16 protein-coding genes, 1 tRNA gene and 3 pseudogenes are annotated in these 15,547 nt (G+C 39.8%); 14 read left to right on the plus strand and 6 right to left on the minus strand.

Annotated elements, in window-relative coordinates; genetic code table 11:
* Positions 1 to 83: 83 nt before the first annotated feature.
* Together ACFN7Z_RS09210 and ACFN7Z_RS09215 are read left to right on the plus strand one after the other, a co-directional pair.
* Positions 84 to 1,175, plus strand: a complete 1,092-nt coding sequence (locus ACFN7Z_RS09210; RefSeq protein WP_010326598.1) for a 3-deoxy-7-phosphoheptulonate synthase — start codon at positions 84 to 86, stop codon at positions 1,173 to 1,175.
* A gap of 56 nt (positions 1,176 to 1,231) precedes the next feature.
* Complete coding sequence (locus tag ACFN7Z_RS09215; RefSeq protein ID WP_010326597.1) at positions 1,232 to 1,756, plus strand: protein tyrosine phosphatase family protein; 525 nt, start codon at positions 1,232 to 1,234, stop codon at positions 1,754 to 1,756.
* Here the strand turns inward: ACFN7Z_RS09215 and ispF are convergent.
* Complete coding sequence (gene ispF, locus ACFN7Z_RS09220; protein ID WP_010326596.1) at positions 1,744 to 2,232, minus strand: 2-C-methyl-D-erythritol 2,4-cyclodiphosphate synthase; 489 nt, start codon at positions 2,230 to 2,232, stop codon at positions 1,744 to 1,746. The genes ACFN7Z_RS09215 and ispF overlap by 13 nt on opposite strands.
* A 101-nt stretch (positions 2,233 to 2,333) precedes the next feature.
* On the opposite strand from ispF, the gene ACFN7Z_RS09225 reads away from it, so the two are divergent.
* The 5 genes and pseudogenes from ACFN7Z_RS09225 to ACFN7Z_RS09245 form a co-directional block, all read left to right on the plus strand.
* Positions 2,334 to 2,984, plus strand: a complete 651-nt coding sequence (locus tag ACFN7Z_RS09225) for a hypothetical protein (RefSeq protein ID WP_029575009.1) — start codon at positions 2,334 to 2,336, stop codon at positions 2,982 to 2,984.
* A gap of 44 nt (positions 2,985 to 3,028) precedes the next feature.
* The gene (locus ACFN7Z_RS09230; RefSeq protein WP_010326594.1) at positions 3,029 to 3,511 is read left to right on the plus strand and encodes a CinA family protein; all 483 of its coding nucleotides are present in this window, start codon (positions 3,029 to 3,031) and stop codon (positions 3,509 to 3,511) included.
* 84 nt (positions 3,512 to 3,595) lie between these two features.
* Positions 3,596 to 3,826, plus strand: a pseudogene (locus ACFN7Z_RS09235) (aminotransferase); the annotation flags it as partial.
* An 11-nt stretch (positions 3,827 to 3,837) separates the two neighbouring features.
* Positions 3,838 to 4,770, plus strand: coding sequence for an IS5-like element ISAha1 family transposase (locus ACFN7Z_RS09240; protein WP_004637176.1), 933 nt, complete (start codon positions 3,838 to 3,840; stop codon positions 4,768 to 4,770).
* Positions 4,771 to 4,918: 148 nt separating this feature from the next.
* Positions 4,919 to 5,285 (plus strand): annotated as a pseudogene (locus ACFN7Z_RS09245) (transposase domain-containing protein); the annotation flags it as partial.
* Positions 5,286 to 5,411: 126 nt separating this feature from the next.
* Here ACFN7Z_RS09245 and ACFN7Z_RS09250 read toward each other — a convergent pair.
* Positions 5,412 to 5,488 (minus strand) — tRNA-Ile (locus ACFN7Z_RS09250).
* A 231-nt stretch (positions 5,489 to 5,719) separates the two neighbouring features.
* Positions 5,720 to 6,043: a hypothetical protein gene (locus ACFN7Z_RS09255; protein ID WP_035330454.1), complete on the minus strand. Its 324-nt coding sequence runs from the start codon at positions 6,041 to 6,043 to the stop codon at positions 5,720 to 5,722.
* A gap of 91 nt (positions 6,044 to 6,134) precedes the next feature.
* Here ACFN7Z_RS09255 and ACFN7Z_RS09260 point away from each other — a divergent pair, with 91 nt between their 5' ends.
* Together ACFN7Z_RS09260 and ACFN7Z_RS09265 are read left to right on the plus strand one after the other, a co-directional pair.
* Positions 6,135 to 6,707 carry a 1-acyl-sn-glycerol-3-phosphate acyltransferase gene (locus tag ACFN7Z_RS09260; protein WP_029575008.1) on the plus strand — a complete coding sequence of 191 codons (573 nt, stop codon included), beginning with the start codon at positions 6,135 to 6,137 and terminating at the stop codon, positions 6,705 to 6,707.
* 261 nt (positions 6,708 to 6,968) lie between these two features.
* The gene (locus ACFN7Z_RS09265) at positions 6,969 to 7,718 is read left to right on the plus strand and encodes a YebC/PmpR family DNA-binding transcriptional regulator (RefSeq protein ID WP_010326591.1); all 750 of its coding nucleotides are present in this window, start codon (positions 6,969 to 6,971) and stop codon (positions 7,716 to 7,718) included.
* A 52-nt stretch (positions 7,719 to 7,770) separates the two neighbouring features.
* Here ACFN7Z_RS09265 and ACFN7Z_RS09270 read toward each other — a convergent pair whose 3' ends face one another.
* The 3 genes from ACFN7Z_RS09270 to ACFN7Z_RS09280 all read right to left on the minus strand — a co-directional run bounded on the left by ACFN7Z_RS09270 (position 7,771) and on the right by ACFN7Z_RS09280 (position 9,596).
* Complete coding sequence (locus ACFN7Z_RS09270) at positions 7,771 to 7,986, minus strand: GrpB family protein (protein ID WP_010326590.1); 216 nt, start codon at positions 7,984 to 7,986, stop codon at positions 7,771 to 7,773.
* 95 nt (positions 7,987 to 8,081) lie between these two features.
* Positions 8,082 to 8,552, minus strand: a complete 471-nt coding sequence (locus ACFN7Z_RS09275; protein WP_395441648.1) for an Lrp/AsnC family transcriptional regulator — start codon at positions 8,550 to 8,552, stop codon at positions 8,082 to 8,084.
* A gap of 279 nt (positions 8,553 to 8,831) precedes the next feature.
* Complete coding sequence (locus ACFN7Z_RS09280) at positions 8,832 to 9,596, minus strand: glutathione S-transferase family protein (RefSeq protein ID WP_010326589.1); 765 nt, start codon at positions 9,594 to 9,596, stop codon at positions 8,832 to 8,834.
* 380 nt (positions 9,597 to 9,976) lie between these two features.
* Here ACFN7Z_RS09280 and ACFN7Z_RS09285 point away from each other — a divergent pair, with 380 nt between their 5' ends.
* From ACFN7Z_RS09285 to ACFN7Z_RS09305, 5 genes and pseudogenes are all read left to right on the plus strand, one after another.
* Positions 9,977 to 11,179, plus strand: a complete 1,203-nt coding sequence (locus ACFN7Z_RS09285) for an SfnB family sulfur acquisition oxidoreductase (RefSeq protein ID WP_010326588.1) — start codon at positions 9,977 to 9,979, stop codon at positions 11,177 to 11,179.
* 10 nt (positions 11,180 to 11,189) lie between these two features.
* Positions 11,190 to 12,413 (plus strand): SfnB family sulfur acquisition oxidoreductase, encoded by a 1,224-nt coding sequence (locus ACFN7Z_RS09290; protein WP_058952060.1) that lies wholly within the window; start codon positions 11,190 to 11,192, stop codon positions 12,411 to 12,413.
* On the plus strand, positions 12,413 to 13,831 hold the full coding sequence (locus tag ACFN7Z_RS09295) for an LLM class flavin-dependent oxidoreductase (RefSeq protein ID WP_010326586.1): 1,419 nt from the start codon (positions 12,413 to 12,415) through the stop codon (positions 13,829 to 13,831). The genes ACFN7Z_RS09290 and ACFN7Z_RS09295 overlap by 1 nt, the downstream gene beginning before the upstream one ends.
* A 22-nt stretch (positions 13,832 to 13,853) precedes the next feature.
* Complete coding sequence (locus ACFN7Z_RS09300) at positions 13,854 to 14,696, plus strand: MetQ/NlpA family ABC transporter substrate-binding protein (protein WP_010326585.1); 843 nt, start codon at positions 13,854 to 13,856, stop codon at positions 14,694 to 14,696.
* Positions 14,697 to 14,705: 9 nt separating this feature from the next.
* Positions 14,706 to 15,541: pseudogene (locus tag ACFN7Z_RS09305) on the plus strand (MetQ/NlpA family ABC transporter substrate-binding protein).
* Positions 15,542 to 15,547 lie beyond the last annotated feature (6 nt).

Raw genomic sequence — 15,547 nt, forward strand, 5'->3', positions numbered from 1 at the left:
GACTTTTTTATAACCTTTTATCAGCTAAACCGTGTTATATTCAGCTTATAAAGCAACTTAATACGATCGAACCAGTGACGGCAATGAATACTCTACAGTCAAACTCTATTACCCAAAACGACATCGATGACGTGAATTTACAAAGCATTCATCCGCTAGTTACCCCAGCGGAATTAAAAACTGAATTGCCTCTCACTGAGTCTGCATATCAAACTGTACTTCACGGTCGTGAAACGATTCGCAATATTTTAGATGGTAAAGACAAACGCATTTTTGTGGTGATTGGCCCATGTTCAATTCATGACCCAGTTGCTGCTCACGAATACGCAGACCGTTTAAAAGTTTTAAGCGATAAAATTAAAGACTCAATCTATATCGTAATGCGTGTTTATTTTGAAAAACCACGTACCACTGTGGGTTGGAAAGGTCTAATCAATGACCCTGACATGAATGACTCATTCAACATTGAAAAAGGTTTACGCATTGGTCGTAAGCTTTTGGTTGAGTTAAATGAAAAAGGCTTGCCGTGCGCGACCGAAGCACTCGATCCAAACTCACCACAGTACTACCAAGACTTAATCTCTTGGTCAGCGATTGGTGCACGTACGACTGAAAGCCAAACGCACCGTGAAATGTCTTCTGGTCTTTCTTCACCCGTAGGTTTCAAAAATGGTACAGATGGTGGCTTAACTGTTGCAACCAATGCCATGCAGTCGGTGAAACATGGTCACCACTTCTTGGGTCTAAACAACCAAGGCCAAGTGTCTGTTATTCGTACTTCAGGTAACCCGTATGCACACGTGGTACTTCGTGGTGGTAACGGTAAGCCAAACTACGATGCTGGTTCTGTAGCAGAAGCAGAAGCAGCATTGGCTAAAGCGAAAGTCAGCACCAAAATCATGATTGACACCAGTCATGCAAACTCGAACAAAGACCCGTTCCTTCAACCACTTGTTCTGAAAAATATTACCGAACAAATTATTGATGGAAATAAATCTATTATCGGCATTATGGTTGAAAGTCACCTTAAAGGTGGTCGTCAGGAAATTCCTGAAAACCTATGCGATCTTGAATACGGCAAGTCAGTAACCGATGGTTGTATTGACTGGGATACCACAGAAAAGGTATTACTAGAGATGCACGAAGCACTCAAAGACGTTTTACCGAACCGTTAAGTTTTTAAAACGCCATCTTCGGATGGCGTTTTTCATTCTAAGATTAAGAAATAATTATGAACGCTATTGAAACACACTTAAGCCAAACACTTAACTTTCAATTTATCCACGAGCATTTGTTTACTTCTGGACAACCGACTGCTGAGCAATTACAGCAAATTAAAGAGTATGGCGTAAACACGGTCATCAATCTTGCGCTCAGTAATAGCAATAACTATTTAGCCAATGAAGATCAAATCTGTTTAGAGCTCGGTTTGAACTATATACAAGTGCCTATTTCGTGGGATACACCGTCTGATGATCAATGTTTATTGGTCTTAGATATGATTGATCATTTGGTTCAAGAACAAACCATTTGGGTCCATTGCTCAGAAAATTATCGCGTCAGTAGTTTGATGTATTTATATCGTCAATATTATATGAATATCGATATGCCAACCGCACATGAAGCCATGCATCAAATTTGGGAACCGAATGACACATGGACAGGTTTGGCGCATGCTGTTGCCTTACAACTTCAAGGTCGTAAAGCGACACAAGAATTGAAGCTGGCTATGATCAATCCTGATCATTTTGCATGAGAAATCAGCACTGTAGCTGTAGATAAAATACCTTCCTGACGACCCGTAAAACCCAGTTTTTCCGTGGTCGTTGCTTTGATGCTAATCTGTGTGATTTCAACATCAAGAACGTCTGCAATGCTTTGGCGCATCGCTAAATTATGCGGTGCCAACTTCGGACGTTCACATGCCACAGTAATGTCAGCATTATTTAACTGATAACCACGATCTAAAATAAGCTGATAGACATGGTTGAGTAATACTCGACTGTCTGCCCCTTTAAAGCGAGGATCGGTATCGGGAAAGTGCTGACCAATATCGCCTAAAGCCAACGCACCCAATAATGCATCTGTTAAAGCATGCAAAACCACATCACCATCTGAATGTGCTTTTAAGCCGTGTGTATGTGGAATTTGAATACCTGCCAGTGTGACAAATTCACCCTCTTCAAAAGCATGTACATCTAGTCCCTGTCCAATTCGAATATGTGCAACCATGCTCAGTTTCCTTTAAGAAATAAATGATTGAAATCTTGTATTCACGCTTTCTCTTTCGCTATAGTTACAAGCAGCGCAACATAGTGAAAGTATAAGCGATCATGCTGTTGAAAACCGACATAAAACTTATGAAAAAATTTAGTATTTTAGTGTGTCTAAGTTGTCTTTGTACCAGCTTTAGTTATGCTCAAGTCATTAACTGTGATGATCCGACCTCGTCTAGCCTTAAAAAGATCTGTAGCGATCAATTTAAAGACATTCGACAAAAATTAGACACACAATCAATGACTGCTTTTTTAATCAGTGATGCGCCGCAGCGTTTATTGGTCGATACCCATCAGCTATGGCTAAACCGCCTACAGCAATGTAAATCCTTAGCATGCTATCAGCAGCAAATGGACTTCCGAATTGATGATCTGAACTTCTACACATCATTAAATCAAAGTTTGACGCAACACTATTTAAAGTTTGAACATGGGGCCATTGCCAAACAACCTGTGCACCTACAAGTGCATCAGCTGTCTAAAGATAAAATTAAGATCGAAGGTGTTGCATATCGTAGTCCCAATAACCGCATAGAAACCCAAACCATTTCATTTTTGGCCTATACCACACCCGATCAAAAGCAAAACATCACGGACAATGAAAACAACTGTCACTACCAGTTCAACTTTCAAAAAGCCATTCTTTCTGTAAAAAGTGAAAGTAAAGCATGTAATCGTTTTGTTGGTGTGTACCGTGTTTATGACTAAGCTGTTAAACAAATCAAAATAATGGACATCGGGAGGCTAAAGTGGTGCAAGTACTCAAGCAATGCTGCAACCTCCTAGAACAAAAAAAATTGACCATTGCTTTTATCGAAAGTGCCAGTTCAGGTTATCTATCCAGTCAATTTTCGATTTATAAACATAGCGGAGCTGACATTTTGTTGGGTGGACTGGTGAGTTATGACCCCAGTATCAAATGTGAAATTTTAAAGATTGACGCTGCACTTATTCAGCAATATACAGCGGAGTCGATTGAAGTCACTGAAGCTATGGCACTTCACGGGCATCGACTATTTCGTCATGCCGATATTATTGTCTCCTGTACAGGGTTGCTCAAACCTGGTGGAAGTGCGACGCCTGAAAAACCAGAAGGCACCTTTTATATTGCCATTCATTATCAAAACAGTTTAAGTACTTACCATTATTTACTGCTAGGCAGTGCACTCGAGCGACTTGATCAACTTACGAAAAATGTCGCTCAAATGGTCATTGAACGTGTTCAAAATGCTTAAATCTTTACACTAAATTTGATTTTTCTACATTTTGAACCCTTAAACTGAACCATAATCAATAAAAATGTGAAGCGCCTTGTGATGATGAAAATAATCCATCCGCTAGTTTTCAGCACCTTATTTTTTTCAAGCCACAGTTTTGCAACTGTAGGTGGACCACAAAATATTGAAGTTTTAGGACTCGACCAAGCTGATCAAAAAATTTATGTGATGCGACATTATTTAGATGGTCGTGGTCGTTTGCCACAATTGTATTATTATCAACTTAACAGGGCTTTGTTGCACAAACCTATCTCTAAAGGCTTATTCCACAATATAATTCTAAAATGAATAAGCCCACACCTAAAATCTATCGTACAACCAATTGGTCTTCTTATAACAGTGCATTAATAAATCGAGGAAATCTCTCAATTTGGTTTGATCCCAAGACTCAATGGTACGCTCAACCCAAAGGTAAACATGGTCGAAATCAAACTTATTCAGATACAGCCATCCAATGCTGTTTAATGATCAAATCCTTATTTCGTCTTTCTTTACGCATGGTCACTGGCTTTGTGCAAAGTCTCATTCATCTTTGTAGATTAGATTGGACAGCACCAGACTATTCCACCATCTGCAGAAGACAAAAGCATATTGATATTGCAATTAACTATCAAAAAAGCAGTAATGGTCTCCAGCTACTCGTCGATTCTACTGGCTTAAAGTTTCTAGGCGAAGGTGAATGGAAGCGTAAGAAACACCAACCTGAATATCGTCGCCAATGGCGTAAACTTCATATTGGTATAGATGCTGAAACCCTTCAAATACGCGCTATTCAACTCACTACAAATAATGTGAGTGATTCACAAGTGCTTGGTGATTTACTCGATCAGATTCCACAAGATGAGCAGATTGACTCTGTCTATACTGATGGGGCTTATGACACCAAGCAATGCCGTCAAGTAATTGCAGACCGACAAGCACATGCGGTGATTCCGCCAAGAAAAAATGCGAAACCTTGGAAAGATACAAAGACCAGCTCGCTAGAGCGAAATGAATTACTTCGAACAGTTAAACGTTTAGGAAGAACAATATGGAAAAATTGGTCAGGCTATCATCGCAGAAGTCTGATAGAAACCAAGATGCATTGCATCAAATTATTAGGCGATAAACTCCGTGCGAGAAACTTTCAAAGCCAAGTCAATGAGATTCATGCACGTGTGGCCGTATTAAATAAATTTACAGATTTAGGTCGACCTCACACCCAAGTTGCCACTTAAATTTAGATAACTTGGAAGAAGTTTAGCTTTTGAATGTTTGTGCAACAAAGCCCCCCGCATATGTAAGCCCTACTATGTACAGACCAAAGGTAAAGTTGAACGCTTTAATGAATACCTCAAATCGAGACTATATTAATGGCTCAACTAACACCATCTGACGCTGCTATCGGATTCCCTAACCGCTCTGAGGATCAACTACAGCCTAAAAAACTGGCAAGCACTCTGGCCGCTATCTGGTTGATGGTAACTTACCAATCAACATAAGAAGCATTGCTTCATAAGGGATCTAAAATCAGATGTGTTCCAGGGCCTTGGGACGTAATAACTAGTTATTTGCTGGCTCGATGAGCAGTTGTCAGCGAGCAGCTAATATCATACACCTGATTCAGTCAGCAAAGCTGAATGGACTGGATCCGCATGCCCAATTAAGTGATGTGCCGAAAAGGTTGCCGATACATAAAGTGACCCAGATTGAAGTATTACTTCAACACCGATGGAAACCCAACTCAAATTAAAAAAAGCTATGGGGTTTAGCGAATGCTTACAGAATAATGTTGATTTAAGCTGCTTACCATTTGCTTACCAGAATCTAAAAACAAAAAAACCACTTAGGATTAGTACACCTAAGTGGTTGTTTTATATGGTGGGCCCAGACAGACTTGAACTGTCGACCAACGGATTATGAGTCCGCTGCTCTAACCAACTGAGCTATAGGCCCTAATATACTGAATTTGTTATATATCAACAAGTTCAGGCGAAATGAATACTAGCGAAGATTTTTTCAAAAGACAAGCTTTTTCATACATGGTTGTACACTATCCAAACAATCGGGAAAATTTAGATCATCAAACTGACATATCAGGTCTTTCACGATCTTTGAGTTACATACTAAGACTCAAAAGTACTTATAAATACTAGAATAATAAAATTTAATTAAATTGGATAAAAACTAAATACCGGCTTTTTCTTTTTTTCGTGACTCAATGAAAAACTCAACAATTGACCAAATAACCACCAAAACAAAGAGAACGATTGCACATAAAAAAGTCGGAAGATAAGCCATTTTAACAATCCTGAACTTTGTTAAACCAAAGTTAAAGTGTGAAAATGCACACTTTAGTCTTAGACCAAAGTCTAATCTGTCATTTCGTTTATGAATAGTGGTATTTTCATTTTCACCATATTTATTTTCTATTTGATTAGATTTAAAACATCTTAGTGTTCTATTTTTACCCTCTCCTTGTTCAACTGATGAGGATTCAAAACGACTCATAAAAGTGGTAAGTGCAATCAAGTAGGACTTGACTCAAATCGCAAACAAGCAGACATTAGCCTCTTTAAAAAACACTTGTATTTTTATGCTCATGTTAAAAAAATTCATTGGTGAGTCTGCGTTTAAACTCGCAGGCTGGAAATATCATGTAGAACCAAACGTTTTGGAAGATAAGCAAGTCATTATTGGATTTGAACATACTTCTATGTTGGATGCTGTCTTGTCACTGGCGATTTTTCAAATCTACGATATGAAAATCCATACTCTGATTAAAAAAGAATTATTTAAAGGGCCAATGAAGCCCATACTCGAAGCCATTGGTGGTATCGCAGTCGATCGTAAGTCAAATAAAGACATTGTGTCTCAAATGGTTGAACACTTTAGCCAAAATGAAAAATTCAATTTAGTCATTGCACCTGAAGCGACACGTGCCAAAACAGGTGAAGTACGTAAACCTATTCGTACTGGATTTTGGCATATTGCTAAAGCAGCAAATGTCCCTATTGTGCTGATGTACGCGAACTCAAAAACTAAGCAAGGCGGTATTTTTGGAAAAATCTACCCAACAGACCTAGATCATGACTTAGTGCTTATTAAAGCACTTTATAAAGAGCATGTTGGTTTAGATATTGAGATTCCTGAACCTAAGACTGCTGCACAATAAGGTCGTTTAATTAACCTAAAAGAATGTGAAAACCCTATTCTTTTAGGTCTCTGTGAGTGTTTCCCAACAGTTAATTTTTAAAGTGAACTGCCTCATAGGGTAAATTTTAAATAACTGGCTTTATTTCAAACAATTTTAATTCTTTTTTTGTTTGTTCAGGCGATTTTCAGAAAAACACCTACTTTCGCATAAAAAAGTGCTTATGGTAGAATTTGCACAATTTGATAGGCACAAAGCCAATCTACAAGGAGCATATTTCGCATGGCGGGTCATTCCAAGTGGGCCAATATTAAGCATCGTAAAGCAAAACAAGATGCTAGCCGTGGTAAACTTTTTACCAAATTTATTCGTGAATTAACAACTGCTGCAAAGCTTGGCGGTGGTGATGCTGCAAGCAACCCACGTCTTCGTGCAGTTGTAGAAAAAGCGCTTTCTGTAAATATGACACGTGACGTCATCAACCGTGCAATCCAACGTGGTGCCGGTGGTGAAGATAACGATGATTTAAAAGAAATTACCTACGAAGGTTATGGTGTTGGTGGTGTTGCAGTTATTGTGGAAACCATGACTGACAACTTAAACCGTACTGTACCGGATGTCCGTCACTGTTTCTCAAAAACAGATGGTAACTTAGGCACAAACGGTTCAGTTGCTTTCTTGTTCACAAAGCGTGGTGAGATCACTTTTGAAGATGTATCTTTAGAAGATAAAATCATGGACGTGGCACTTGAAGCAGGTGCTGAAGATATCGAAGTGGATGAAAATGAAATCTTAGTCATTACTACACCTGAATCTTTTGGTGACGTACAAGATGCTTTAACTGCTGCAGGTTTAAAATCGGACAATGCTGAAGTGGTCATGAGCCCTTCAACTAAAGCCGAAATCACCGATATCGATCAAGCCAAAAAAATTATGAAAATGATTGATATGCTGGAAGATTTAGATGATGTACAAAACGTATATACCAACGTTGAATTCTCTGACGCGGTATTGGCAGAATTAGACGCCTAATCTACTGCTTTATAAAAATGCGTTCTCAAACATAACTTTGAGAGCGCATTTTTTATGGCTGATTGAATACACTTTCAATAAATTTTGCTTTTTTAGATCGATATTCATCCATCGTTAAATATTGGCTGTCTTGTTTTAATTGGTTATACGCCGTCACTAATTTTTGATTTTCCAACAAACGATCACGAAATATCAGAAAACTTTGCCACCGAGCGTTTTTCACGACCAATTGAATAGTAACATCATCCTGCTGTAGCACCTCTAACATACACAGCTGATGTACTCTTATTGTCGCTGATAATATGCAAACTTTTGAAAGTAGGAAGCCTAATACTCATTAGACTCATACAAGTTCAGCGTGACTTAGACTTTGCTCAACAAACCACTACAGTTAAAAACGTTATATTCTTTAATCACAAAGCTTGAGTGCAGTGCCACCACATGTTCGATTTTACCAATGCGTTTGAGTAAAATATCACTATAGTTTTCCATATCTCTTGCCACAACTTCAACGATAAAGTCTGCCGACTGCCCTGTCACTAAAAAGGCATTGGTCACTTCAGGAATATTTTCTAGCTCTTCTAAAAACTTGGAAAAAGTGTCGTTATCGTGCTTGCTCAAAGATACTTGGAGTAAAACATGTAGACTAAAACCGAGCTTTTGATAGTTAATATCACGCTTAACTTTGGTCATAATGTCGTTATCAATGAGGTGCTTAATACGACGATGTACTGAACTGACCGATAGATTAATACGCTCTGATAATTCGTTTAGATTGATATCTTCATTACTTAAAATTTCTAAAATTTGCTTATCAAAACGATCTAATTCCATTATTTAACTCTCATGACAACTTATGTTTATAGGTGTTTATTTTATATTAAGCATTTCAAATGAAAGATAAAGCTTATTTGCATTTTTTTTCATATATTTTGAGATTGATAAAAAGATATCAGCTTTTTCAAACAAAGAGTGCCATGATCTTTTACAAAGTTGCAAATCAACTGAGAAAATTTCTATTTAGCTTATATAAATCATGATATTGAAAATACAAGAAAGGCAAAGGCTGTCTGTGTCACACATCACCTTTGCCTTGTTTGGCTTAAGCTTATTTTAAACGCCGCGCCAGTCGACTCGAGCATTGCGCTCGGTTTGATAGACTCTTAAAACATACTGCCCCAAGGGTAAATTGGTTAAATAGGTTTTATAAGTACTAAATTCTTCAGATAGACTTTCCTCATGGTCTTTTTCCCAAGGTGTCCCTTTAATTTCCAGCACAGGCGCCAACATCGAACACACAGCAATATCGGCCAAACCTAAACGATCCCCGACAAAGTAACGTCCATGATTAGCAATTAACTTCTCATTCAATACTTCAATTAAACGCTGCATTTCAGCTTTGGAATGCTCTATTTTCTCTGCATTCAACTCATAGCCTTTCGACATCAATGTTTTCATTAAAGGTTTGGTGTATTTTTCAAATTTACGTAAATACCCCTTTTCGCCCAACATAATCTGTAATGATTGATCGTTATCGGACAATGCATGTGCCAACCCCCAACGACGGACATGCAATCCCAAATCATTGGCTAACGTATTAACATCTAAAGCCTCTTTACGAAGCTGTGCTTCATTACGTAACAGTCGATGTTCTGGATAACGCTCATCAAGATATAGTGCAATCTCGGTAGTATCAGCGACCCATTTGTCCTGATCACGCAAAATAGGCAGTTTATTTTGACCGGTCTTTAACTGTGCAAATGCCCGGTGAACCCCAGGCACCACATTTTGTGCGACAAAATCTAGCTCTTTATGATCGAGCAACCAGCGAGCTTTCTCACAAAAATGAGATAAAGGAAACTGGTATAAAGTTCTCATAAATGCTCCACATTTATTTTTCTATTTTGGCTTTTCAGAAAAGCCATCTATTTCAGTTGGATACTTTAGTCACTGTATTTAGGATTTACAATGTACTTTTTACTCAAAACTGCCTAGCAAATGTTCAACAGCCTTTATCAAATTTATACATTTTTTTCTCTACAATATCTCAAATCTTGATAAATAAGACTTTGATCATCCCATTCAGCCCTCAGTTAAATTAGTTATTCCTTATTTTTCAAATACTTAAAATATCATCTAAATGTTTAAACTTAGCATATTTTATTTTTAACTTTTTAGCTGCTAAGTAATTCAAAATCCTTCATTTAATCATTCAAGCAATCCCAAGTAGCGTATAGGCATTAAGTAAAGGTGCTTTTATGTCTCATACACTCTCTAAAAATATTCACGTGATACAAAATGATCAGGATGCGATTAATGCAGCCTATCATGTCGCTGACTTTGCCTTAGAAGGTCGGGATCAACGTGATCAGAACCGTCAGCTTCCTTTTGCTGAGGTCGAGTTATTTAGCCAAAAAGGATTAGGCGGTATTCGTATTCCTCAAGCTTTTGGAGGCGCATTTGTTTCCAACAAAACCTTAGCTCAGGTTTTTCGCATTATTAATAAAGCCGACTCAAGTGTCGGTCAAATTCCACAAAACCAAATTGCGCTGCTCAACATGATTGATCTCTTGGGCAGCGAACAACAAAAACAGTTTATTTTTAATGAAATATTAAACGGTAAACGCCTTGCCAATGGCGGCCCCGAACGAAACACCAAAGACACTAAAACTCTGAGTACAACATTAAGCATGGAGAATGGTCGTTACTATGTCGATGGTGAAAAATTCTACTCTACAGGCAGTAGCTTTGCCCATTGGTTAGCCATTAAAGCCATTCACCCTGAAGGATATGTGGTACTGACTATTGTTGATGCCACAGCACTAGGTGTGGAAGTTATCGATAACTGGAATGGTTTTGGTCAGCGTACAACTTCAAGCGGTACAGTAAAATTACAGCGGGTTGAAGTCGATCCACTACTTATCTTTGATGAGCGGAAACTGGTTGAAGACGTCAATTACCGTGGTGCTTTCTCGCAGTTAATGCAAGTTGCGATTGATGTCGGTATTGCAGAAGCTGCATTTGAAGATACTTTGTCAGCAGTTAAAAAAGCCCGACCAATTGTCGATGCGCAAGTTGAGAAAGCCAGTTTTGAACATTACACCTTACAAGAAGTCGGCAAATCCGCAGTCCTGTTAGATGCCGCTATCCTACTGCTCGATGAAGCTGCTGAATATTTAGATGAGCTCGACCAACTGAGCGTTGTCAGTGCCGAACAAGCAGCTAAAGCCTCTATTTTAGTCGCTGAAGCAAAGGTCTATGCCAATGATGCTGCACTACAAATTTCTGAAAAGCTCCTAGAGCTTGGCGGCAGTCGTTCGAGCCTAAGCCAACATAATTTAGATCAACATTGGCGCAATGCACGTGTGCATACCTTACACGACCCGATCCGCTGGAAGCTGCATGCACTGGGTAACTACTATTTGAACAACACTTTCCCTGCTCGCCACGCTTGGATTTAAGGAGAACGTCATGACTTCATTTCAACCTATTCTTCCACTTCAATCCCAAAACGCGGCATATGCACATATTATTCAAAGCGATGCCGAAGCCTTAGAAATTGCCAAAAATTTAGCTGAGCAGTTTAAACAACAGGCTATCCAACGCGATGCGGAACGTATTTTGCCTTTTGAGGAAATCGAGACCTATAGCCAAACTGGCCTTTGGGCCATTACTGTACCTAAGGAATTCGGGGGAGCCGATGTTTCCAGTTATACTGTCGCACAAATTATTGCGCTAATGAGTGGTGTGGATGGTTCGATTGGACAAATTCCACAGAACCATTTCTATGCCTTAGAGGTTTTACGTAATAACGGTACTGAACAACAAAAGCGTAAACTCTATGCAGAAGTGCTCAAAGGCGCTCGCTTTGGTAATGCCTTGGCTGAGTTTAAAACTAAAAATGCAACACAAAAACAAACTGCACTGAGCCAAACGGAACAAGGCTATGAGGTCAATGGTGAAAAGTTTTATTGCACGGGCAGCCTGTTTGCAGACCGCATACCGACCTTAGTCAAAGATGCCGATGACAAAGAGCTTCTGGTCTTTATCCCACGGAATAACTCAGGACTAGAACTGATTGATGATTGGTCAGGTTTTGGTCAACGTACCACAGGCAGCGGGACAGTCAAATTCAATCATGTCGCTGTAGATGCAGAAGATATTGTTCCTTTCGATACCGCTTTTTCTAGGCCGACTCTGGTTGGGCCTTTTGCACAAATTATGCATGCTGCAATTGAAACGGGTATCGCACGTGCTGCTTTTGAGGAAACACTGGTTCGTGTGCGTCAGGCTCGGCCATGGATTGACTCTGCTGTTGAACAGGCAACCGATGATCCTCTAACTCAGTTTGAACTAGGACGCGTGGTTGCCGATGTGCGTGCCAGTGAAGTCTTACTCAAACAAGCAGCTCGCTCAATCGATGCAGCACGTCCTAATCCAACCATTGATAGCATTGCAAAAGCTTCTCTCGATGTAGCGAAAGTTCGTGCACACAGCACAGAAACCGCTTTAAAAGCCGCTTCGAAATTAATTGAACTAGCAGGCAGTCGTGGTAGTCAGCGTGAAGATGGCTTAGACCGTTTTTGGCGTAATGCCCGTGTTCACACGCTACATGATGCGTCACGTTGGAAATATTACTTCATTGCCAATTATCTTCTTAACGGTGTACTTCCGCCACGCAGAGGGACATTGTAATGACACTATCATCTCAAAATAACAAGCCGAAGCAAATCATCCTGAATGCCTTTGATATGAATAGCGTAGGTCATATCAATCATGGTTTGTGGACACACCCACGTGATGAGTCACATCGTTTTAATGAGCTCAGCTATTGGACCGATTTGGCGCAAACTTTAGAACAAGGTTTATTTGATGGTTTATTTATCGCCGACATTACGGGTGTCTACGATGTTTATCAAAATGGTCTGGATTTAACCCTAAAAGAGTCAATTCAACTTCCAAGCCATGACCCAAGTACACTCGTTTCTGCAATGGCTGCCGTTACACAGCACTTAGGTTTTGGTGTCACTGTAAATTTGAGCTATGAGTCGCCTTATCAGTTTGCACGGCGCTTTGCGAGCCTCGACCATCTAACAAACGGTCGTATTGGGTGGAACATTGTCACGGGTTACTTAGACAGCGCAGAACGGTTAATTGGTCAAAAAGGTTTAAAAGATCACGACTTGCGTTATGAACAAGCTGAAGAGTTTCTCGAACTTTGCTATAAATTTTGGGAAGGTTCTTGGGAAGACGATGCCGTACAAAAAGATAAGTTAAACCGTGTCTTTACCGACCCTTCAAAAGTTCACGCCATACAGCATCAAGGCAAATTTTTCCAAAGCCAGGGCATTTTTCAAGTTTCTCCATCTATTCAGCGCACGCCTGTACTTTATCAAGCGGGCGCTTCAAGCAAAGGCTTAGCTTTTGCAACTCAACATGCTGAAGCCATGTTTATTGGTGCTGACACACCTGAAAAACTGAAACAGCAAGTCGATAAAATTCGTGCGCTTGCATTAAGCCATGGTCGTGATGAGCAAGCCATTAAACTCTTTGTTGGCATTAGTGTAGTTACGGCAGAAACAGACAAACTCGCACAAGAAAAACTCGCCGAATATATTCGCTATGCCAGTCCAGAAGCAGGTTTGGCGCATTTTTCAAGTTCAGTCGGAATTGATTTAGCGCAGTTCACAGATGATGAAGCGATTCCTTATAAACAAACCAATAGCATTGCCTCGGTCAATAACAAATTTAAAGAGCAAAAAGTTACACGAGCGGATTTAAAAGCCCAGCATGTACTCGGTGGACGCTATCCACTGATCGTCGGGAGTGGAAAAACTGTAGCAAAAAAACTCATTCAGCTCTTAGATGAAACTGGCATAGATGGCTTTAATCTCACACGAACCGTCGCCCCAGAGTCACATCAAGACTTTATTCGTTGGGTCATCCCAGAATTACAAGAGCGTGGCCGTTATAAAACCGCCTATGAAACAGGTAGTTTACGCCACAAATTATTCGCTCAAGGTGACCGACTGGCCGCAGACCACCCAGTACAGCAGTATCGATGTCAAAGCTCGTGCGCTCATCCTAAAACACAGCAAAAACAAACTGCATAAATTTTAAAATACGAGAAATATCATGGCTCAAACTGCAAAAACAAAATTTACCGTTATTGGGGTAATTGTCGCTGCCATCGTCATTGTACTGGTGGCGTGGTCTTATCATAAAAAATCGAGTAACTCTGAACTGGTGATTGGGATCAGCCCACCCTTTGCCAATCCATTAAAAGTGGCTGTGGAAGAAGCGAAACAGCAAGGCATCAACGTCAAACTGGTCGAGTTTTCGGATTGGAATACCCCCAATATCACGCTCAACCATGGTGATATTGATGCCAACTATTTTCAGCATCAGCCCTTCTTAGATAACGCCATCAAAGAAACCCAATTTAAACTGAAAGCACTGGATAAAGGCGTCACCACACACGTCGGTTTATATTCAAAAAAATATGACTCGATTGATGCGATTCCTGAAAATGCACGTACAGTTATTCCAAATGATCCAGTAAATCAAGGGCGTGCGCTTTTACTGTTACAACAGGCTAAATTGATTAGCTTAAAAGATCCAAACAATCATCTATCGAACCTGCAAGATATTGTCAGCAATCCTAAAAAGCTCCAGTTTATTGAAGTTGAAGGTCCACAAACTGCGCGTGCCGTTGATGATGCTGACTTGGTCTTTAGCTATCCACATTATTTACGTCTTGCAAAAACCATCGACCCAAATGATGCGTTGATCTTAGATGACAACACCAATACTTTGTATTCGATTTTATTTGTGGTGCGTGACGACTACCAACAGCAACATCCAGAGAAAGCAGCACAACTTGAAAAATTCATCAAGATTTATCAAACATCAGACAAAGTTAAACAGACCTTGAATAGTGAAATTGGTGAAAAACTTTGGTTCTCTGGTTGGAAGTGAGTATAAGCCATGACGCAATCTTTCACTCAAAATCTAAAAAAATGGCTGATTGGCTTAAGCGTCATCGTGGCAATTTTTACTCTAGCGGGTTACCGCTATAGCAAAAGCCATGCGCAAGATGATGTCTTAACGATTGGTATTAGCCCACCTTATGCCGAACTTCTGCAAAGCGTGGCAGATGAGGTAAAGAAACAAGGCATTCAAGTCAAACTAGTTGAATTCTCGGACTGGCATGCGCCAAATGTTGCTGTGCAAAATGGTGACATTGATGCCAACTTTTTTCAGCAAAGTGTCTTTCTGAGCAATGCAATTCGCGAAACAAATTATGATCTGCATGCATTCGCCACAGGAGCAGGAAGTCATGTCGGACTGTATTCAAAAAAATATAAGTCCTTAGATGCACTACCCACTCAAGCACGTGTGGTCATCCCCAATGACCCTGTAAACTCGGCACGCGCCCTAATTTTACTGCATCGTGCAGGTTTGATTCAGCTCAAAGACCTCAACAATGAACTATCTACCGTAAAAGATATTGTGAGCAATCCTAAACAGCTTCAGTTTATTGAAGTAGAAGGCCCACAAACTGCCCATGCGTTTAATGATGCCGATTTAATTTTTGGCTTCCCGCATTATTTAAAAATGGCTAAGGTCACAGATCCGCATCATGCCTTTTTCTTGACCCGATAAACAAGAAATACGCCATTTTATTTGTGACACGTAAAGACTATCCAGATCAAAACCAAAAACTTGCGACTTTTGTGCAAGCATTCCAAAACTCAAAACACGTTCAAGAAATTTTAGATCGTGATTTTGGCCAAGGTCTGTGGTTTGAAGGCTGGAAATAAGGAGAA

It is taken from the genome of Acinetobacter sp. P1332, assembly GCF_044057475.1.
Lineage (GTDB): Bacteria > Pseudomonadota > Gammaproteobacteria > Pseudomonadales > Moraxellaceae > Acinetobacter > Acinetobacter johnsonii.